Here is a 20,200-nt window from a genome sequence, read left to right on the forward strand (position 1 = left end):
GAGCCCCATGCATGCAGTGATCCTGGCGGGAGGCAAGGGCGTCCGGCTGCGGCCCTACACCACCGCGCTGCCCAAGCCGCTCGTCCCGATAGGCGACCAGCACGCCATCCTGGAGATCGTGCTGCGCCAGCTGTCGGCCGCGGGCTTCACCCGCTGCACCATCGCGATCGGTCACCTCGGTGAGATCATCCGCGCCTATGTCGGCGACGGCTCCCAGTGGGGCATGAGCATCGACTACGCCACCGAGGAGAGTCCGCTCGGCACCATGGGCCCGCTGCTCAACCTCAGAGACCGGCTGCCCGAGACGTTCCTGGTGATGAACGGCGACATCCTCACCGACCTCGACTACGCCGACGTGCTGCACCGTCACCGGGAGTCGGGCGCGCCGCTCACCATCGCCACCTATGCCCGCAAGGTGCACATCGACTTCGGCGTGCTCACCACCGACGCGAGCAAGGTCGTCGCGTTCACCGAGAAGCCCAGCATGGACTACCGGGTCTCCATGGGCGTCTACGGCCTCACCCGAGCGGCCCTGGACAGCTACACGGCGGGTCTGCCGCTCGGCTTCGACGAACTCGTCCTCGACCTGCTGAGGGACCAGAACCCGCCGCACGCCTACGAGTTCGACGGCTACTGGCTGGACATCGGCCGGCCCGACGACTACGACCGGGCCAACGCCGAGTTCACCAGCCGTAAGTCCCTGCTGCTCAAGGGAGCCTGAGTACCACATGCGCATTCTTGTCCTGGGCGGTTCCGGGTATCTGGGCCGCCATGTGGCCGAGCGGCTGCGCGCCCTGCCGGGCGCGCAGGTCCTCGGCGCCGGCCGTTCCGCCACCGCCGCGTTCGCCGTCGACCTCGCGGCCGACCGGCCGGAGCGGCTCGCCCGGACCCTGGTGGCGGCGGCTCCCGACGCCGTGGTCAACTGCGCGGGCGTCACCGGCGGCGACGCCGTGACCCTGGCCGAGGTCAACGCCCGCGGTCCCGCCGCGCTCTGCGCCGCGCTGCGCGAGGCGGCCCCCACGGCCCGCCTGGTGCACCTCGGTTCGGCCGCCGAGTACGGACCGGGCACCCCGGACGTACCGGTCACCGAGTCGGCACCCGCCTGCCCGGTCACGTCCTACGGAGCGACCAAGCTGGCCGGCACGCTCGCGGTGACCTCCGCCGCCCTGGACGCGGTGGTGCTGCGGGTCGGCAACCCGGTCGGTCCGGGGGCGCCCATGGCGAGCCTGCCCGGCCGGCTGGCCGGGCTGCTCCGTCCGGCCGCCCGGGACCCGGAGGCCGTACTGCGCCTCGGGGACCTCTCCGCCCACCGCGACTTCGTCGACGTGCGTGACGTGGCCGGGGCGGTCGAGTTCGCCGTCACGACACCCGGACCGCTTCCGTCCGTGCTGAACATCGGCAGTGGAACCGCCGTACCGGTGCGCGAGCTGGCGCACGGCCTGGCCCGGCAGGCGGGATTCCGGGGCAGGCTGGAGGAGAGCGCGGGCGGCTCGGCGCGCTCGGCGCAGGTGTCCTGGCAGTGCTCGGACATCTCCGCCGCGGCCCGGGCCCTGGGCTGGCGGCCGGTGCACAGCCTTGACGACGCCCTCGCCGCGCTGTGGGCGGCCACGCTGGAGCGGGTGCCGTGAGCCTGCTGGTACCGCTGTACGTGCACCCGGCCGAGGATCCGGGCGCCTGGCACCGGCTCATCGCGGCGGCGGACCGTACCTACGCGGTCGTGCTGAACCCGGCGAGCGGCCCCGGCACCGCTCCGGATCCCGCGTTCACGGCGGCGGCCCGGGCCCTGCGCACGGCCGGGGCCCGCCTGCTCGGTTACGTCGACACCGACTACGGCGTCCGGGACCGGTCCCTGATCATGGAGGACGTGCGCCGGCACCAGGACTGGTACGCGGCCGACGGCTGCTTCCTGGACCGGGTGACCGCCGGCCCGGAGGGGCTGCCCGCCTGCCGCCGGCTGATGCGGGACCTGCGGCGCTCGGGCGCCGGGACGGTCGTCCTCAATCCGGGCGTCCATCCGGATCCCGGCTATGTCCGTCTCGCCGACCTGACCGTCACCTTCGAGGGGCACTGGACCACGTACGTCTCCTCGTTCACCCGGCCGGTCTGGACCGCCCGGTACCCGCCCGACCGGTTCTGCCACCTCGTCTACGGCGTGCCCGAGGTCCTCGTCCCGCTCGCCGTCCGCACCGCGCACCAGCGGGGCGCGGCGGTCTGCGGGCCGGTGACGGGCGAACCGCCCAACCCCTGGGCGCTGTTGACCCCGGCGCTGCGCGGCGGGAACGGTGTGGAAGGCTGAGGAGATCCACATCCGCGCAACGGGAGGCAGCAACGGGCATGGCCGTCATCCACCACACCACCCTGAAGCCGACCAAGATCGAACTGCTCACCGGCTGGCTCCCCACCCGCCCCTGGTACCGCGGCGGCCCGGATCCGGTGCTGGAGAAGTCCGGCGGCTTCCGGCTGGACGACCCCGAGGGCGAGGTGGGCATCGAGTTCATGGTGGCCACCGACACCGCCGGTCCCGAGCGGACGGCCTACCTGGTACCGCTCACCTACCGCGGAGCGCCGCTGGAGGGCGCCGAGCACGGCCTCCTCGGCACCATCGAGCACGGGGTGCTGGGCACGCGCTGGGTCTACGACGGCTGCCACGACCCGGTGCTGGTCACCGAGTTGCTGTCGCTGATCGCGGGCCGGGCGCAGGCGATGGCCCAGAGCGTCAGCGACACCGCCGACCACGAGGTGAGCCGCTCGTACACCGGCGCCCCCTTCGCGCCGGACGGCTTCCCGCCCGTGCCGGCCGACGACGCGGACGGCACGCGGCTGGCCACACCCCATGGCGCGACCCTCCACGTGCACCGTGTCCTCACCCCCGTGGCGGACAATCCGCCGCTGCCCGCCCCGGGGGCCCTCGGCCATGTCGCCACCGGCTGGCCGGGCCCGGACGAGACCCGTCTGCGGGCCGTGCTGACGACGCTGCGCTCCGCGTGATGTCGGCGCCGCCCGCCGACCGGGGGGCGGCGCCCACCACACGGGCCGGAACGCACGCCCTCGCGCACGCGCCTGGCATGAACCCGTCAGATCTGTCACTCTTTCGGCAGTCGCCGCCCTGACCCCAGGAGGGGGCGACGGGCTCCTCCGTACAGCGAACGCGCAAGCCCCATCCCGGCCGCCCCCGGCGCACCCAGGCCGACCGGCGGCCTTCGAGCAGGCCGGGACCCCGGCCGCCGCAGAAGGAGTAGCGTGTGAGACCGACCCCCCACAAGGCCCTCGGCGCCGGTGCGCTCACCGTCGCCGCGGTGGCCGCCCTCGTCCTCCCCGGCACCCCCGCCGCCGCCCGCCCGGCCATGGCCCCCGCCGCCTGCACCCCGGCCCAGGTGGTCACCAACGGCGGCTTCGAGAGCGGGACATCACCGTGGACGGCCTCCTCGTCCACCGTGATCACCAGCCGCTCCGGACAGACCGCCCACGGCGGCAGCTCCTACGCCTGGCTGGACGGCGTCGGCAGCACCCACACCGACACCCTCACCCAGAGCGTGACGATCCCCGCCGGATGCAGCACCGCCACCCTCACCTTCTGGCTGCACATCGACACCGCCGAGACGACGTCGTCCGTCGCCTACGACAAGCTCACCGCCAAGGTCGGCGGCACGGCACTGGCCACCTACTCGAACCTCGACAAGAACACCGGCTACGTCCAGAAGTCCCTCGACGTGTCGTCGTTCGCGGGCCAGACCGTGAACCTGTCCTTCACCGGGACCGAGGACTCCAGCCTCCGGACGAGCTTCGTCCTGGACGACATCGCCCTCGACACCTCCGGCGGCACCACCCCGCCCGGCCCGGACGCCACCCGCACCCCGGCCGCGCCCGCCTACACCGTCAACCTCAGCAGTGACATGAGCGGCACCGTCTGGACCGGCCACGAGAGCGTGACCTTCACCAACGCCTCCGCCACCGCGCTCGGCGAGGTGTACCTGCGGCTGTGGGACAACTACCACGGCACCTGCGACGCGATGCCGATCAAGGTCGGCAACGTCACCGGCGGCACCGCCGGAGCCCTCTCCGTGGCCTGCACCGCCCTGAAGATCGACCTGCCGAACCCGCTCGCCCAGGGCCAGAGCGCCACCATCGGCTTCGACCTCGGCATCACCGTGCCCAGCGGCGCCGACCGCTTCGGCCACGACGGCGCGTTCAGCTTCATCGGCAACGCCCTGCCCGTCCTCGCCGTCCGCGACGGCGCGGGCTGGCACCTGGACCCGTACACGGACAACGGCGAGTCCTTCTACTCCCTGGCCGCCGACTTCAAGGTCGGCCTCGACCACCCCAGCGCCTTGCTGGTACCGGCGACCGGCACCTCCACGGACACCCCCGGCTCCAGCGGCCGTACGGTCACCACGGCAACCGCCTCGAAGGTGCGTGACTTCGCCTGGGCCGCCGGGCCCTTCACCAAGATCTCCGGCACCTCGGCCGCCGGCGTACCGGTGAACGTCTACTCCGTGTCGGGCATCAGCTCCTCCAGCGCCCAGTCGATGCTCAGCACCGCCAAGTCCGCGGTCGACGCCCACGCCGCCCGCTTCGGTGCCTACCCGTACGGAGAGCTGGACGCGGTCATCGACAACAACTACTGGTTCGGCGGCATGGAGTATCCCGGGTTCGTCCTGGACGTGGTCAGCACGACCGCGCTCACCCACGAGATCGCCCACCAATGGTGGTACGGCATCGTCGGCGACGACGAGTACACCAGCCCCTGGCTGGACGAGGCGTTCACCGACTACGCCACCGACCTCGCCCAGGGCAAGACCGGCGCGAACTGCTGGAGCGGCGTCTCCTGGGCCTCCAGCGCCGAGCAGATCACCGACTCGATGGCGTACTGGGACGCGCACTCCTCCCGGTACTCCACCGTCGTCTACGGCTACGGCAAGTGCGCCTTGCACGACCTGCGGCGCGTGCTCGGCGACACCGCCATGGCCAAGCTCCTGAAGGACTACGCGACCGCCCACTGGTACGGCGTCTCCACCACGGCCGAGTTCAAGGCGGCGGCCCAGGGCGCCACGAGCACGGACCTGACCTCCTTCTGGACCCAGCACCGTATCGAGGGGTGAGGAGCACCCACATGGGCTAGACACCGGCCGCGGACGGCTTCGTTGGGCCGAACCCGGAGTGCGCGACGAGCCGGTCCCGGGTCAGATGGACCTCATGCGAAACTCCATATCCCGTATCCGCGGCCGGTCCCGCCGGTCCCGCCGGTGCCTCCTCACCGGCACCCTGACCGGCCTGCTCCTGTTGGTGTCCGGCTCCCCGGCCGCACCCGAGCCGACCGGGGGCGCACTCGCCCGCGGCAGCGCCTACATGGGCATCGGCGTCCTCGCCCACGACGGCGCCTCCGGCACCCCGCCCCCGCCCCCTCGCGCCTCCCAGACCGAGGGCGTGGACGTCTCCAGCCACCAGGGCGACGTCGACTGGCCCGCGTTGTGGGGCGACGGCATCCGGTGGGCGTACACGAAGGCCACGGAGGGGACGTACTACACCAACCCCTACTTCGCCCAGCAGTACGACGGTTCGTACGGCAGCGGCATGATCCGTGGCGCCTACCACTTCGCCACCCCCGACACGGCCGGCGGCGCCGCCCAGGCCGACTACTTCGTGGCGCACGGAGGCGGCTGGTCGAAGGACGGCAAGACCCTCCCCGGCGTCCTCGACATCGAATGGAACCCCTACGGCGACGCCTGCTACGGCAAGTCCCGGAGCGCCATGGTCAGCTGGATCCGCGACTTCCTCAACCGTTACAAGTCCCGCACCGGCCGGGACGCGGTCATCTACACGGCCACCAGCTGGTGGACCGAGTGCACCGGCAACCACGCCGGATTCGGCTCGGCCAACCCGCTGTGGGTCGCGCGCTACGCCTCGACGGTGGGCACCCTGCCGGCGGGCTGGTCGTCGTACACGATGTGGCAGTACACCTCCACCGGCAAGGCGGTCGGTGACCACGACCGCTTCAACGGCTCCCAGGAGAAGCTGGAGGACTTCGCCCGCGGCTGAGTGCCGGCCGTCCTCAGTCGACGTCGACGTCGTCGAACAGCGCGTGCATCGCCCCGAGCACCCGCAGACAGGCGTCGACGTCCGACATGGTCAGGTCGCCGCCCACCCGGCGCAGCACCTCGTGCTCGCGGGCCCGCACGGCCCCGATCGCCGCCCGGCCCTGGTCGGTGAGCCGGATGAGCGAGGACCGGCGGTGCGCCGGGTTCGGCACGCTCTCCACCAGATCCTGCCGCGCGGCGTCGTTCACCATGCGCTGGACGAACTGCCGGCTGAGCGCCTGCGCGCGGCCCATCTGCGGCACGGTCATCGGCCCCCGGGCCCGCAACAGGTCCAGCACCGCGCGGACACCGACCGGCAGGCCCTCGATCGGCGCGGCCTCCTCCACCTTGCGGTGCACTCGCCGGTAGAGCGGGCCGACCAGGTCGAAGACCTCGGTGAGGCGTTCGGCCAACTCGTCCTGGGACGGTTCGGCGGGAGTGGGTGCGGCGCGGTCGTCCTTCATGCGACCAGGATGACACCTTGGTTGCCAACATGCGCAAGAAATGACACCTTAGTTGTCATGACTGTCGACCTGACATCCCTGCCCGTCCGTTCGCTCCGGACCACCGACGGCCGCCTCGCCTACCGCGAGGCCGGCTCCGGCGCACCCCTCGTCCTCCTGCACGGCGGCTTCACCGACCACCGCATGTGGGAGGAGCAACTCCGGGCCTTCGCACCGGGCCACCGCGTCATCGCCTGGGACGCCCGAGGCCATGGCGCCTCCGACAACGCGACCCGTCCCTTCCGGCAGGTCGACGACCTGGCCGCGCTGCTGCGGGGGCTCGACGCCGCCCCCGCCGTGCTCGTCGGACTGTGCATGGGCGGGGGCATCGCCGTCGACTGCGCGCTGGAGTACCCCGAGCTGGTCCGCGCCCTCGTCATCAGCGGGGCCGGCACCAGCGAGCCGGTCTTCGAGGACCGGTGGGTGCTGGAGGTCATTGCCGCCCAGAACGGCGCCCTGGCCGCCGGTGACCTCGCCGGCTGGGCCGACGCCTACGTGCTGTGGGCAGCCGGTCCGCACCGGGACCCGGCCGACGTCGATCCCGAAGTGGTGCGCCTGCTGCGGGAGACGGGCCTGGGCACCCTGAGCAAGCACACGCCCGACGAGCCCGACCATCACGTCCCCGTCACCGAGACCTGGGAGCGCGTCGCGGGCATCGAGGTCCCCCTGATCGCCATCAACGGAGCCCTGGACTCCGCGGACCACCTGGCCATGGCCGCCCGCCTGGTCGAGCTGGTCCAGGACGGCCGCACCGTGAGCGTCCCGGACGCGGCCCATTACCCGAACATGGAGAACCCGGCCCGGTTCAACGCCGAACTGGCGGCCTTCCTGGAGAAGTTGGGGTAGCCCCGGCAGGATCCGGACGGCCGGGTGGAGGCGTCCGACCGGGACGGGATGACGGCGTGGTACCCGCTGCTGGGCGGCGCCGAGCGGCTCGGCGTCCTGGCCGTCCACGCCCAGGCGATCACTGTGGAGTCCCTGCGTCAGGGGCGGGCGCTGGCCGCCCTGCTCGCGATGATGATCACCTCGAAGCGCGCGTACAAGGACTCCTTCGTACGGCAGACCCGCACCGCCCCGATGCACCTGCCCGCCGAGATGCTGCGGGCCTTCCTGCCGCCGCGCACCATCGGCAACCGCGACGTCGTCTCCACGGCCGTCCTCGAACCCGCCTACGACATCGGCGGCGACGCCTTCGACCACTCCCTGACCACCATGTCCCTGCACACCGCCGTCCTGGACGCCATGGGGCACAACCTGCTCTCCGGACTGACCAGCGCCGTCGCCCTGGCGGCCTGTCGCAACGCCCGGCGCACCGACGCCGACCTGCGCGCCCTCGTGGACAACGTGGACCAGGCGCTCAGCCAGTGGCTGCCGGACCAGTTCTGCACCGGGATCCTCGCCCAGCTCGACCTCAGCACCGGCGTCCCGGAATGGAGCAACTGCGGCCATCCCGCGCCGCTCCTGATCCGCGACCAGCGGCTGATCGTGGACGCCATGGCCCGCGAGGCCGACCCGCCCATGGGGCTGCGCTCCCTGCTCTCCGCACGGGATCGCCGGGTGCACGAGATGCGGCTCCAGCCCGGGGACCGCGTGCTGCTCTACACCGACGGCGTCATCGAGCTGGTCCTGGGCGCGCGAGGAGTGGCGGGCCTCGGGGCCCGGGCAACGTCTGATCGTCATGGTGGCCCGCAGTGCCACCGGCGGCGAGGCGACGGGAAACGCCGGTTAGGCTCGACGCGTGCCGCACGTCGAGGTCCTTCAGCTGCTGGTCTCCCCGGTGCACCGGTTCGCCGGCCGGCCGGGCGAGGGTCTGCCCGAGCTGCCGCCCGGGGAACGGGTGACGAGGGCCGAGGTGCGCGCGGGCCTCGGCATCGTCGGGGACCGGTACTTCAACCAGCCCGCCCACCGCAACGCGTCGATCACCCTCATGGCGGCCGAGCGGCTGCCCGAGCCGTATCCCGCCGACCTGCTCCGGACCCGGCGCAACGTCCTGCTGCGCGGGGTCGACATCGACGCCTGCATCGGCGCGACGGTCTTCCTCGACTGTGGTTTCGGGCCGGTGGACCTGGAGGTCCGCCGCGCCGCCCGGCCCTGCGGCTGGATGGACACCACCCTCGGCCCCGGTGCCCAGCGAGTCCTGCGCGGTGGTGGGGGAGTGCGCTGTCGACCGCTGACCGACGGTGTTCTCGCCGTGGGCCCCGCCGTGTTCGGGATCCGGGAACCGGCGGACACACCGTCCGCGGCCCCTGGATACGACGACTCGGGCGCCGTACTCCCGAGATCCTGACCGGCGCCGACCCGGCGGCCGGCGAGGGTGCCGGGGCCGTCCTCGCCCGGGCCACGGCCGTCCGGCCGGGGCCGCGCTCAGGTTCCCGAGGCGAGCAGTTGGCCTGCCAGCCGGTGGGCCTGGGCGAGCAACGCGCCGTAGGTGGCGAGTTCGTCCGGATCGTCCGTCGTGGAGCGGACCAGGTCCCGGCGCAGGTCCGTGAGCGTGCCGCGCAGGTCCGCCACGGCCTCGCGCAGCTCGTCCTCACGGGCGTCGGCGAACCGGCTGTGGCTGTAGAGCCGTAGCGCGCGGGCGGTCTGGCACAGGAACTCCGCGTACCGCCGGGCGAGCTCGGAGTGCGGCCGGCGCGCCGAACGGTCCTCGGCGGCGGCCTCCAGCACCGTACGGGTCACTCCCGCGGTGTGCACGGCCGCGTAGTCCAGCACCACGAGCGCGTCGTCGTAGCCCTTGCCGGGCAGGGGTGCGAGCCCGGTGCGGCGGCGCAGGTTGCCGCGCAGGCTCTCCCGGCTCCACTCGACCGCCGACCGCGCCCGCCCCACCTGCTGGTGCAGCCGCAGGGCGCGCTCGTGCCAGGCGCCGGCCTCATCGGCGTCCCAGCGGTCCGCGACGAGCCCCTCCGCCACGTCCCGCAGGATGTCGTGGGCCTCCTCGGTCGCGTCCCGCAGCACCGCCTCGGTGTCGCGCAGATAGAGCGGCGGCCGGATCAGCGCGTTGACCGCGATGCCCACCGCCGCTCCGAACAGGGCCTCGCCGAGCCGGGCCGCGGAGGTCGTGACGCTGACCGTCCCGTTGGTGAGGACGAACAGGGCGCCGGTGGCCGCGTAGATGCCCTGGCTGCCCAGGCGCCCCCACTGGCCCAGCAGCATCGCTACGGGGAGGACGACCGCCATGGCGGCCACCGTGTTGTGCAGGAGCAGTCCGACCGCGGTGGCCGCGACCGTGCCGACCGCGATCGACGCGAGCTGTTGCAGGCCGTGCGCGATCGACCGGTACACGGTCGACTCGACCAGCACCACCGCGACCCATGGCGCGACGAACGCCACCGGTGCCCGCAGCCACCAGCCCGCCACCGCCCAGGCCACCCACGCGGCCAGCGCCGCCTTCAGCGCCTGCACGACCAGGTCCCGCTCCCTGCCGGGCTCCGCCCAGGCCCGCCGTGCCGCTTGCGCCGCGGCCGAAACGTCCCGCCGTACGCCTTGCCAGGTCATTCGTATTCCACGCACGCCGACCCGGGTGCCACCAGCGGCGCCACATCATGCCGGGTTTCCGTCTCCCACGCCCCTCGGGTGACCAGCGGCACACGCCTGGCAGCCAGGGAAAAGGGCGTCCTCGGAGGGGGGTGAGCCAAAGTTCGGGGTACGCGGGCGGCGTGGGGGACGGGGAGACGTACCGCGGGGGAGTTGGCGAGGACTATCGCGATGGCATCCCACGTAAGGCGTTCAGCACCGCCCAGACGACCGAGACCAGCGGCACGGCCACGACGGCGCCGATCACTCCCGCGACGATGCTGCCCGCGATGACCGATACGGCCACGACGAGCGGATGCAGCCGCACCGCCCAGCTCATCACCAGCGGATGCAGCACATGCCCCTCCACCTGGCCGATCACCACGATGAGTACCAGCACACCCACCGCCGTCAACGGACCCCGCCCGGCGAGCGCGACGACCGTGGCGACCCCGAGCGCCACCGGCGAGCCCACCAACGGCACGAACGCGGCGAAGAACTCCAGCAGCGTCAGCGGCAGTGCCAGCGGCACCCGCAGCACCAGCAGGCCGACGCCCACGAGGACCGCGTTCGTGGCGGCCACGATGATGATGCCGCGTGTGTACCCCGCGAAGGTCCGCCAGGCCGCCCGCCCCGCCTGGTCCCACACCGGGCGGGCGTCGCTCGGCAGCAGCCGGTCACGCGCCCAGCTCCACAGTCGCTCACCGGAATGCAGGAAGAAGACCGAGGCGAACAGGGCCAGCGCGCCACCCGTGACCAGCTCCACCACCCGGCCCAGCTCGTCGACCGCGCTGCTGAGCAGAGCCGCCCGGTGTGCGGAGATGTACTGCGTCACCTGGCGCTGCAGTGCGGAGAGCGCGTCGGGACCGAGCCGGAAGGGCGGCCGTCGCAGCCACTCCTCGATGCGGTGCACACCGCCGCGGAACTCGCCCGCCAACTGTGCCGACTCGCCCGCCACCGAAGTGCCCACCAGCGCGAACAGGGCCAGCAGGAGCAGCAGACTGCCCACCAGCGCCACGGCCACGCTCAGCGGCCTCGGCAGGAACCGGCCGAGCAGATCGGTGAACGGGCGCAGCACGGAGGTCACGACCAGGGCGAGGAACAGCGCGACGGCGATGAGCTGGAAGCTGCCGAGGACGATGAACACGCCGTAGACGACGACGCCGACGAGAATGAGCCGCCAGGCGTAGGCCGCGGCCACCCGGAGCCAGGGCACCGTCCGCTCGGCCGGCGGCACGGGCGGTTCCGGACGGGGTGGGGCGGGCAGGCGCACGGAATACGCCGGTCGGCTGCCCAGCACCGCGCCCCCGGCCCGGCGTCGGCCGGCCCGCCCGGTCGTCCGCCGGCGCGCATCGCCCACCACGGCTCCCGTCTCCTCTCCGCCGACCCGGGTGACGGTCGGTCACCCCCACAGCACCGTAAGCACAAGGCGTGAGAGGGGCGCGCGCAACGCGTCCGCACCCGGCCCCGCCCGTCGCGGCCCGTGCGGTCACCGCTGCCGGCTATGTCGACTCGGGGTTCATCCGCACCACACCGTCATCGCCGCGGAAGGTGAACGAACGGGTGACGCCTGGTGACTCCAAGGTGCGCCCGGTGGCGCCCCTGCCCCGCGACGCCCGGTGCGACAGCGCCCGCAGCCGGTGGGCCCGGACGGCCTGGGGCGCCGACCGAGCGGGACGGCCCCTTAGTGAGGAGAACCCGGCACTGCCCGACGGAGCCGGACGGGTGACGACCGTGCCGTGGGACCGCGCGGCGTCGAGCACCCGGCTCGGCGGGACGGACCGGACGGGCCCGGCACCAGGGCCCCACCCACGCGTCAGAACATGCTCGGCGACGCGACGACACCACGAGGAGGCACGGGACCCGGGGGATATGGGTCACAGGGCGCAGGGCACAGGGCGCAGGGCACAGGTCACAGGGCGCAGGGCACAGGTCACAGGGCGCAGGGCACAGGGCGCAGGGCACAGGTCACAGGGCGCAGGGCACGGGGCACGGGGCACGGGTCAGGGGTCAGGGGGCATGTCGGTCACGGGACACGGCACATGGGTCACAGGGCACGCCGGTCACAGGACACGGGACACGGGTCACAGGACCTTCACACCGGCCGAGGGTCGACACACGACGTATGGGCACCCGCCCGGTGTCGTCGGCAGGGAGGGGGGCCTCCAGTGATCATCGTCGCGCTTTTGCTGCTTCCGGTCCTCAGCGCGTTGCTGTTCGGGTTGGACCAGGTCGAGGACCGGTGGGTGCTGCGGCCTTCCCGGGCTCGTCGTTCCCGGCATCGCCGGCGGGCGCGGGCGGTCCGTCGCTGAGCACCGCGGACGTGTCACCGCACCGGCGATAGCGTGTGATCGCCCGTGCGAGTTCGAGCCGCTCGGGCTCGGGAAGCGTGCCGCCTTGCGCATAGGCCAGCACATGCTCGGCGACCGCTCGCAGCTTGACGTTCGTTCGCTGGGAGACGTCCCGCAGGGCCCGCCATGCCTCTTCCGGCGCGATCTGCCCCAGCACCACGACGGCGCCGATGGCCTGGTCGATCACGGCGTGGGAGGTCACGGCGCGCCGCAGCTGCCCGTTCTCGTCCTGGAGCCGGTGGTATTCGGACGCCAGGTCGGTGACCGAGAGCAGGGCCAGTGGCTGCTGCCGGGAGAGTGCGAAGAAGGCCATGGACCACCTTTGCGAGGTGGGGGGCGTCACGACTCGCCCGCCCCCAGTGGGCGCTTGCACTCGCATTGAACCAGCATCGCCGATCCCGGTCACGCTGTGCGGCGCGCGCGGTGAGCCCTCGCACCCGACGCCCGCCTCCCACCACCGTCGGCCCGGAGGTGAGCCCCCGCACCGAACGCACCGAACGCCGCACCGAACGCCCGGTTGCACCGACGTCAGCCGGCGACCGCGTCAGCCGTACGCTCGGTTCCCGGTGTCAGCCAGGTCGCTCGGTCAGCCGAAGCCCTCCGTCTCCTGAAGGGCGCGGCCCACCGGCAGCAGTTCGCGGATGTCCGCCGGCAGCGCCCCGGCCATCCGCTCGGTCAGCTCCGGGGCGAGGGCGGCGTCCAGCACCTCCATGACCGCGGCGGCGTCCCGCAGCGCCGTGTCCTCGTCGGTGCCGGCCCGGGCGGCGACGCGTCCGGCGAAGGCCGTCAGGCCGAACCGCTCGGCCGCGGTACCGGAGTCGTGCCCGGTGGTCAGGTCGGCCGCCTCCCGCATGGCCGCCGCCATGTCCGGCGGCAGCTGGGCTGCCACGTGCCGGGACAGCCCGGCCGGCAGTCGCTCCGACAGCGTGCTCACGACCGCGTGCGCTGCCCGCTCGGCCGTTCCCCGGTCGGGCAGCTGGGCCAGCGCCTGCACTTTTCCGATCATCTCGTCGTGCCGCATGGGACCGGTCCCTTCCGGACGAAGTGCTGACGGTACGCCCGTCCCGCGGGCGTGGCGGCCCCGGTCGAGTACCCCGCGCCCGCACCCGGTCACCGTCGGCCGGGTTCCGGCCGCGTTGGCGTCGATCGCCCGTCGCGGGGGGTACGCGTCGGCAGCGGAACATCGGCGGAGCGACGTGCGAGGTGTGCGTGGCAGGCGCGGAGCCGGCGGCACCGTTGTGGGACCTCCACAACGGGCAGGGGCCGCGGCAGCCGGCCGAGCTGGGACCGGCGTTGCTGCTGTTGAGCCTGATCGGCTGGGAACGCGCGGCAGCAGCAGAAGACCGCGGGGATGCGTACCCACACGCTGGTCGGTATCGCGAGCGCCCTGATGATGGAGGTCTCTCAGCACGGGTTCACCGCCATGCTCGGGCTGGAGAACGTCTCCTTCCACCCCTCCCGCGTCGCGCGCAGATCGTCTCCGGCATCGGTTCCATCGGCGGCGGCCTCCGGCGTCCGCTGCGACGGCCCACATACAGCCCCCGCGGCAGCCCGCGAACCTCCGCGGCAGCCCGCGCCCGCCACGACGGACCCCGCATGCGGCCCCCGGACAGCCCGCGCGACGACGAAAAGGCCACCCGCGCCGGCGGTCCCGTCGGCGGCTCAGCCCTCGACCTTCTCCTGGGTCGCCGTCCAGGCGTACTGGAGCCAGTCCGCCACGGTCAGCGCGCCGAGGCCGCCGCAGACCAGCCGAGTGAGCCGGGGCGCCGCCGCGTAGGTGCACACCAGCGCGCCGGCGGCCCAGGCCGCGGTGCAGAACGGGCAGGTGACCAGGCCGCCGACGGCACGCCGGAATCCGCTGCCCCGGGGTTCGTCCATGACCTCGCCGGCCTCACCCTCGTCCGTGCGCTGGGTGAACGGTGCCCGGAGAAAACTGGTGATCTTGTCCTTGGTCAGCAGCCGCGACGCCTTGTACGTCGCCGCGCCCATCAGCGCCACGTCCCACGGCGGCACCTCCTGCGGCAGCCGTACACCCCGGCGCCGGGCCAGCAGCGCGAAGGTGCCCACGCTCCCCGCGAAAACCGAGGCGAGGGCGGCATAGCCTCCCAGGGGGACGTCGCCCCGTTCGTCGTAGCGTGCGGCGTCCGTCGTCATGAGACCTCCCGGATCCCGTCGATGTCACCGGTCCTGCCCCGGGCGTGCGACGGACCCTCGCTGTCACCGGCCCTGCCCCGGGCGCGCGACGAGTTCCCCCGTGTGCGGGGGCGACACGTGCCCTTGTGGGCCGGATGGGAGAGGTATAATATTCACCGTGTGATGAATTACTGCTGTTCAGAAGGGCAGGACAGCGATGGAGAAGACCACGTGCTGCGTCGTGGGAGGCGGCCCTGCGGGCATGGTGCTCGCCCTGCTGCTGGCACGGGCCGGGATCGCGGTGACCGTACTGGAGAAGCATGCCGACTTCCTGCGTGACTTCCGCGGCGACACCGTCCACCCGTCGACCCTGGCGCTGCTGGACGAGCTGGGGCTGGCCGAGCCCTTCGCCCGGCTGCCGCAGCGTCGCGTCCGCACCGTCCAGCTGCCGGTCGGCACCGGGCGTTCACCCGTCACGGTCGCGGACCTGTCGGTCCTGCCCGGGCCCTACAACTACGTGGCGATGGTGCCCCAGTGGGACCTGCTGGACCTGCTCGCCGAGCAGGCGCGACGCGAACCGTCCTTCCAGCTGCGGATGAACACGGAAGCGACCTCCTTCCTGGTCGAATCGGGGCGGGTGACCGGGGTGCGCTACCGCACCTCCGACGGCCGCACCGGTGAGTTGCGCGCCCTCCTCACCGTCGCCTGCGACGGCCGCGGGTCACTGGCCCGCTCCCGGCCGGAACTGGGACTGCACCACTTCACCTGCCCGATGGACGCCTGGTGGTTCCGCCTGCCCCGGGAGGACGACGATCCGTCCGGGCTCGTCGGCGGCGCCGGCGAGGGTTTCCTCACCGCGATGATCGACCGCGGTGACTACTGGCAGTGCGCCGCGCTGATCCCCAAGGGCACCGACGCCGAGCGCCGCGCCGCCGGCCTGGACCGCTTCCGGACCGCCTATGCCGCCGCCGTCCCCTGGATCGCCGGCCGCACGCACGCCCTGCGGTCGTGGGACGACGTCAAGCTCCTCGATGTCCACCTGGACCGCCTGCGCCGCTGGCACCGCCCCGGCCTGCTGTGCATCGGCGACGCCGCGCACGCCATGTCCCCCGTCTTCGGCATCGGCATCAACCTCGCCGTCCAGGACGCCGTGGCCGCCGCCCGTCACCTGGCCGAGCCCCTGCGCCGCGGCACCGTGCGGCTGCGCGACGTGCGCGGTGTGCAGCGCCGCCGCCGTCCCACCACGGTCGCCACCCAGGCACTCCAGCGGGCGGCCCACGCCCGCTTCATCGCCCCGGTCCTGCGGGGCCGGCCGCCCCTGGGCGGCACGGAACGCGCCCGGCGCGTCGCGAACCTGGTCGCGGGCTCGCCCTGGCTGCGCCGTCTGCCCGCGTACTTCGTCGCGTACGGCGCTCTCCGGGAGCGTCCCCCCGCCGAGGCGGTCCGGCAACGGGCCCCGGGCGCGGAAACCGCCACGGGCCGACCGCGTCCGTGAGGACATGCCGCGTCCGTCGCGGAAAGACCTCACCACTCCACGACCGCTGCGCACCGGAGCGGGGCCGATGACCGGTTCCACCGTTCCCGGCCGGGGCCGTCACACGGCGAAGCCGCCCGTCCGACCCGGCTTCCGGTCACCGCGGCCCCCCGTGCGCAACATCGCCAATTCTCTTTCGCGTAAGCACCGTTGTCCGAACGGAACTCTCTGTGTTCCACTAATCTCCTTCCGCCACAACGAGCACCCGCTCCCGGGCGGGGGAGTAGCCACGAGGGATCCGTGTGTGATGACCTGGGGTTCGAAAGACTCCTCGGTGACGAAGGTTTTTTCGCGCGCTTGCTCGGCCGGTCGCCCTCGGGCGGCGGCCGCGAACCCCTGTACGGCCCCGACCTGCCGCTGGTGCTGCTCACCGGCGGTCCGGGCATGGGCAAGGGGCGGCTGCTGCGCGCGGTGAGGGACCGTTTCGCCGCCAAGGTGCCGGTGATCTACCTGGACTGCGGCTCGCCCGTGTACGCGGACCGGGCGGAGCCGGAGCCGGGCGCCCGCTCGGCCGCGACCGAGGTCCTGGTCGAGGCCGCCCGGCGGCTGTCCACCTGGCAGGGGACGGGGGGCTCGTTCACCTTCCCACGGCTCTTCGCGGGCCTGGCGATGATCGCCACCGGCGTCACGGAGGGCACCCCCGACGCGGTCGCGACAGAGATCGAACGGTACGAGGAGTTACCCCAGAGGCAGCGCCTCCGCGGCCTCGCGGCGGGTGACTTCTGGCGGGGCGCGCTGCGCGGAGCCATGCGGAACCTGCTGACGACCCTGTCCGGGCAGGCGCTCGACCCGTACTCGGCCTCGGTGAGCACCGCGTTGCTGGACGCCCTCTTCGCGAGCCTGGCGCCCCGGGGCCGGACGGAACTGGCACGGATCTACGGTGCCTATCCGGGTGCGGCCGGTCAGCCCGAGCACGGACTGCGCGACCTCGCCGCCGACTTCCAGGCCGGAGGCGAGGAGCGCGAGCTGGCGGAGAGCTTCCTCTTCCGGGCGCTGCGCGAGGACCTGGAGGCGGCCTACACGGGGGCCGTGGGCTGGCTGCGCCGGGTCGGCCGCCCGGCGGTGCTGCTGGACCGCGCCGACACCCCGCTGGGGGAACGCTTGTTACGCGCCGTGCTCACCGACCGGCGGGGCGGTCAGCGCGACCGCGTGGTGATCGTCGCCACCGCGCGCCGGGCGGACGGGGGCGCCTTCCTGTACGGGGGGCTTCCGCCCGAGGAGATGCCGGCCCCGGCGGAGTTCCGGCCCGCCGACGGGGTGCCGCCCGTGTGGTCCCGGCGCGCGGAGCCGGGAGGAGACCGGGCACCGCTGGCCGACGGGGTGCTCCTGCTGCGCATGCCCCTCCTCACCGGCGACCAGCTCCGCGCGGAGACCGAGTGCAGGCAGCGGCGCGCGGAGCCGGAGAGCGGCACGAACCGGCGCCGCGTCGACGCCGCCGTGGCACGGCTGAGCGGCGGACGACCGCACACGGTGATCCGGCTGGCCGCCGCTGCCGCCGCCTTCCGGATGCCGGCGGACGCCAACGACCGGGACATCCTGAACGCCCCGCTGCGCCTCCCGGCCGACGGCGCCGCCGAGCGGCCGGTGGCCGACGTACTGCTGCGGGAGCTGGTCCTGGATCAGCTGCCGGTGCGGCTGCCGGCCGAGCACCACGAACACTGGCTCGATCTGCTCACCCATCTGTCCGTGGCGCACGACAAGGAGTGCGCGGACGTCCTGCTCCGCCACCACCAGTCGGCCCGAGTCCACCGCTTGACGGCACATCAGGTGGCACAGCTGCTCACCGACACCGGGTGGCCCGGCTGCGAACGGCACTTCATCGGGGACTTCGGGCTGCGCCAACTGCTGGTGCACCGGCTGTACGGGCTGCTGCCCGACGGCGCCGCCTGGTACGCCGACCACCACCTGCTGCGGGACCACTACACCGGACGCGTCGCGCAGGACGGGGCACCGAGCGGCGGGGCGTTCCGCTCGGTCATGGCGCACCGGATGAACCACCACCTGGTGTCGGGCGGTGTGGACGACGTCGTCCGCCACCTGGCCGCCACGCTGCCCGGCCGTCCGCGGGAATGGTGCGCGGAGCTGCTGGAGATCGCCCAGGCGCCGTATCCGGGCGGGACGGACAGCCGTCGGGAACGCGCCCAGGGCCTGGTGACGGCGGACGGACCGGCGCTGCGCCGCACCGTCGACCAACTGCTGCACGCGGTGTGGCTGTGCGAGGAGCGCACCAGGCCGACCGGAAGGGAGACGGCCCGCACGCTCGCCAAGCTGCTGGACCTCCTCTCGATCATGGAGTTCGACGGCGCGGGCCGGCTCGGCAGGACGGCCACCGAGTGGAGCGGCCTCGCGGAGAACGACCGGCCGTTGCTGCGCTGCGCCTGCACCGACCAGCTCGGGCGAAGGAGATAACGGGGATGCCCAGATGGAAGAAGATCCTCTACTCGCTGCTGATCACCGCGGCGCTCGTGGCCGGGGGCTTGTTCGGTTGGACCTTCCTCCAGCGGCCCGACACCTGTACCGGGGGGATCGAGCGGATCGGTGGCGAGTGCATCGGCGTCAACGGCTCGGGCTACGACTTCGGCACACCGGAGATCAGCGCCGTGGCCCGGGCCATCGGGCAGGAGAACAAGAGGATCGAGGGCCAGCCCCATGTGACGGTGGCGATGATGATGCCGTTCCAGTCGGACAAGGCGGCACTGCGGCGGCAGATGCGCAGCGACCTCCAGGGGGCCTACCTGGGGCAGTTGCAGGCCAACGAGGGTGAGGGGGAGCCGCCGAAGATCCGGCTGGTGCTGGCCAACCCCGGGCGGGACTACGCACAGCAGTCGAAGGTGGTGGACACCTTGCTGCGCATGGCCGCCTCGTCCAAGGACCGGTTGCGCGCCGTCACGGGCTTCAACCTCAGCCTGGACGCCACGGAGAAGGCCGTCGGCCGGCTGACGGAGAACAAGATCCCGGTGCTCGCCTCCCGGATCACCGGAGACCGGATCGCCAACGAGGACGGGGCGGACGGGATGGCGAAGTCGCGGTTCCCCGGCCTGGCCCGGATCATCCCCACCAACCACGACGTGGCCCAGGCGCTGGCCGACTTCAACGGGGACCGGGGCCGGGAGAACCGCAGGACGGTGCTGGTCTACGACTCCCGTCCCGACAGCTACGACGAGTCGCTGGCGAAGGCGTTCAGCGGGATCGAGGAGAAGGGCCCGCCCGGCCCCGCCGCGATGTCCTTCGCGTCCCCGGCGATCGACGAGGCGGGTTCGACCGGCAACCAGTTCACCCAGATAGCCAACAACATCTGCGACACCCAGGCCGACACCGTCTACTTCGCGGGGCGCACGCTGCACTTGCGGCTCTTCGCGCTCAAGCTCGCCCAGGTGGGCTGCGAGAAGCGGCACTACACCGTCATCAGCGGCTCGGACGCCGCGTCGCTGCGGCAGAACCTGACGGCGAAGGACTGGGAACAGCTGCGCGGCGCCGACGGCAGGGCGAAGGTGACGGTGCAGTACGCCGCGCCCGCGCACCCGGACGCCTGGAGCACCGAACTGACCGCCTGGCACAAGAAGTGGCGGGCGAGCCACGACCGCGAACCCACCCGGGACGAGCTGCCCCAGTACCTCACCGAACCCAAGGCGGCCCTGGACGACCTGAAGAAGCTGATCGAGACCACGCGCCGCAAGGGGACGGATCTCGGCTCCGCCCCCAGCCTGGAGGACTCCCGGACGCCGCTCGTGTACGACGGCATGGTCACCATCGGCACGGCGCTGCACCAGGTGCAGAGCGGCGACGCCACGAAGGTGCCCGGCCTCGAGGACGTCGGCAGGGAGTGGTCGCAACTGCAGTCCCGTCACCGGGTGCGGGGCACCAGCGGCCTGATCTGCCTGACCAGCGGCGGAAACGCGTACGACAAGCCGGTCGCGGTGGTCGAGCTGGACCCGGGCCAGGAGGGCCGGGGCAAGCTGAAGTTCGTCGGCCTCGGCTGGCCCATAGGCCGGGAACAGCCGAAGAACTGCGTCATCCCCAGCCACACCCCCTGAGACCGAATCCGTCCACGCCATCCACGCCGCTGTCCCCGGCGCCGTCGCAATCGTGGTG

At 73.0% G+C, this 20,200-nt stretch carries 18 protein-coding genes and 2 pseudogenes; 13 read left to right on the forward strand and 7 right to left on the reverse strand.

The window, feature by feature from the left end; translation table 11 throughout:
- Window positions 1–7: 7 nt before the first annotated feature.
- The 6 genes from ACIGYR_RS14810 to ACIGYR_RS14835 all read left to right on the forward strand — a co-directional run bounded on the left by ACIGYR_RS14810 (window position 8) and on the right by ACIGYR_RS14835 (window position 6,036).
- A complete protein-coding gene (locus ACIGYR_RS14810) occupies window positions 8–721 on the forward strand; it encodes an NDP-sugar synthase (protein ID WP_399599155.1) in 714 nt (237 codons plus the stop codon).
- A 7-nt stretch (window positions 722–728) separates the two neighbouring features.
- The gene (locus tag ACIGYR_RS14815) at window positions 729–1,628 is read left to right on the forward strand and encodes an NAD-dependent epimerase/dehydratase family protein (protein ID WP_399599158.1); all 900 of its coding nucleotides are present in this window, start codon (window positions 729–731) and stop codon (window positions 1,626–1,628) included.
- Window positions 1,625–2,296, forward strand: a complete 672-nt coding sequence (locus ACIGYR_RS14820; protein WP_399599160.1) for a spherulation-specific family 4 protein — start codon at window positions 1,625–1,627, stop codon at window positions 2,294–2,296. Before ACIGYR_RS14815 ends, ACIGYR_RS14820 begins: the two co-directional genes overlap by 4 nt.
- Before the next feature lie 38 nt (window positions 2,297–2,334).
- Entirely contained in the window at window positions 2,335–2,988 is a 654-nt protein-coding gene (locus ACIGYR_RS14825) for a 1,4-alpha-glucan branching protein (protein ID WP_399599162.1), read from the forward strand.
- 254 nt (window positions 2,989–3,242) lie between these two features.
- On the forward strand, window positions 3,243–5,099 hold the full coding sequence (locus ACIGYR_RS14830) for a M1 family aminopeptidase (protein WP_399599165.1): 1,857 nt from the start codon (window positions 3,243–3,245) through the stop codon (window positions 5,097–5,099).
- A 94-nt stretch (window positions 5,100–5,193) separates the two neighbouring features.
- Window positions 5,194–6,036, forward strand: coding sequence for a lysozyme (locus ACIGYR_RS14835; protein WP_399599167.1), 843 nt, complete (start codon window positions 5,194–5,196; stop codon window positions 6,034–6,036).
- Window positions 6,037–6,049: 13 nt separating this feature from the next.
- Here the strand turns inward: ACIGYR_RS14835 and ACIGYR_RS14840 are convergent, their stop codons facing one another.
- On the reverse strand, window positions 6,050–6,538 hold the full coding sequence (locus ACIGYR_RS14840) for a MarR family winged helix-turn-helix transcriptional regulator (protein WP_391842947.1): 489 nt from the start codon (window positions 6,536–6,538) through the stop codon (window positions 6,050–6,052).
- Between the two features lie 57 nt (window positions 6,539–6,595).
- On the opposite strand from ACIGYR_RS14840, the gene ACIGYR_RS14845 reads away from it, so the two are divergent.
- Window positions 6,596–7,423, forward strand: coding sequence for an alpha/beta fold hydrolase (locus ACIGYR_RS14845; protein WP_399599171.1), 828 nt, complete (start codon window positions 6,596–6,598; stop codon window positions 7,421–7,423).
- Between the two features lie 137 nt (window positions 7,424–7,560).
- Here ACIGYR_RS14845 and ACIGYR_RS14850 read toward each other — a convergent pair whose 3' ends face one another.
- Window positions 7,561–7,728 carry a hypothetical protein gene (locus ACIGYR_RS14850; protein WP_399599173.1) on the reverse strand — a complete coding sequence of 56 codons (168 nt, stop codon included), beginning with the start codon at window positions 7,726–7,728 and terminating at the stop codon, window positions 7,561–7,563.
- Between the two features lie 61 nt (window positions 7,729–7,789).
- On the opposite strand from ACIGYR_RS14850, the pseudogene ACIGYR_RS14855 reads away from it, so the two are divergent.
- A pseudogene (locus ACIGYR_RS14855) lies at window positions 7,790–8,188 on the forward strand (PP2C family protein-serine/threonine phosphatase); the annotation flags it as partial.
- A gap of 127 nt (window positions 8,189–8,315) precedes the next feature.
- Window positions 8,316–8,864: a molybdenum cofactor biosysynthesis protein gene (locus tag ACIGYR_RS14860; protein ID WP_399599176.1), complete on the forward strand. Its 549-nt coding sequence runs from the start codon at window positions 8,316–8,318 to the stop codon at window positions 8,862–8,864.
- A gap of 77 nt (window positions 8,865–8,941) precedes the next feature.
- Here the strand turns inward: ACIGYR_RS14860 and ACIGYR_RS14865 are convergent, their stop codons facing one another.
- From ACIGYR_RS14865 to ACIGYR_RS14880, 4 genes are all read right to left on the reverse strand, one after another.
- The gene (locus tag ACIGYR_RS14865) at window positions 8,942–10,072 is read right to left on the reverse strand and encodes an aromatic acid exporter family protein (protein WP_399599179.1); all 1,131 of its coding nucleotides are present in this window, start codon (window positions 10,070–10,072) and stop codon (window positions 8,942–8,944) included.
- Window positions 10,073–10,274: 202 nt separating this feature from the next.
- Window positions 10,275–11,453 carry an AI-2E family transporter gene (locus tag ACIGYR_RS14870; protein WP_399599181.1) on the reverse strand — a complete coding sequence of 393 codons (1,179 nt, stop codon included), beginning with the start codon at window positions 11,451–11,453 and terminating at the stop codon, window positions 10,275–10,277.
- An 839-nt stretch (window positions 11,454–12,292) separates the two neighbouring features.
- Complete coding sequence (locus ACIGYR_RS14875; RefSeq protein WP_399599182.1) at window positions 12,293–12,754, reverse strand: ANTAR domain-containing protein; 462 nt, start codon at window positions 12,752–12,754, stop codon at window positions 12,293–12,295.
- A 273-nt stretch (window positions 12,755–13,027) separates the two neighbouring features.
- Entirely contained in the window at window positions 13,028–13,462 is a 435-nt protein-coding gene (locus ACIGYR_RS14880) for a DUF2267 domain-containing protein (RefSeq protein WP_391842932.1), read from the reverse strand.
- A gap of 188 nt (window positions 13,463–13,650) precedes the next feature.
- On the opposite strand from ACIGYR_RS14880, the pseudogene ACIGYR_RS14885 reads away from it, so the two are divergent.
- Window positions 13,651–13,950: pseudogene (locus tag ACIGYR_RS14885) on the forward strand (MgtC/SapB family protein); the annotation flags it as partial.
- A 153-nt stretch (window positions 13,951–14,103) separates the two neighbouring features.
- On the opposite strand, the gene ACIGYR_RS14890 reads toward ACIGYR_RS14885, so the two are convergent.
- Window positions 14,104–14,595 (reverse strand): DUF1360 domain-containing protein, encoded by a 492-nt coding sequence (locus ACIGYR_RS14890; RefSeq protein ID WP_399599185.1) that lies wholly within the window; start codon window positions 14,593–14,595, stop codon window positions 14,104–14,106.
- Between the two features lie 196 nt (window positions 14,596–14,791).
- Here ACIGYR_RS14890 and ACIGYR_RS14895 point away from each other — a divergent pair, with 196 nt between their 5' ends.
- The 3 genes from ACIGYR_RS14895 (at window position 14,792) to ACIGYR_RS14905 (ending at window position 20,142) form a co-directional block, all read left to right on the forward strand.
- Window positions 14,792–16,069, forward strand: coding sequence for an FAD-dependent oxidoreductase (locus tag ACIGYR_RS14895; RefSeq protein WP_399599188.1), 1,278 nt, complete (start codon window positions 14,792–14,794; stop codon window positions 16,067–16,069).
- 336 nt (window positions 16,070–16,405) lie between these two features.
- Window positions 16,406–18,517, forward strand: coding sequence for a hypothetical protein (locus ACIGYR_RS14900; protein ID WP_399599191.1), 2,112 nt, complete (start codon window positions 16,406–16,408; stop codon window positions 18,515–18,517).
- A 5-nt stretch (window positions 18,518–18,522) separates the two neighbouring features.
- Window positions 18,523–20,142: an ABC transporter substrate-binding protein gene (locus ACIGYR_RS14905; RefSeq protein WP_399599194.1), complete on the forward strand. Its 1,620-nt coding sequence runs from the start codon at window positions 18,523–18,525 to the stop codon at window positions 20,140–20,142.
- The last annotated feature ends 58 nt before the right edge of the window (window positions 20,143–20,200 follow it).

It is taken from the genome of Streptomyces sp. NPDC053076 (assembly GCF_044546845.1).
Classification (GTDB): domain Bacteria; phylum Actinomycetota; class Actinomycetes; order Streptomycetales; family Streptomycetaceae; genus Streptomyces.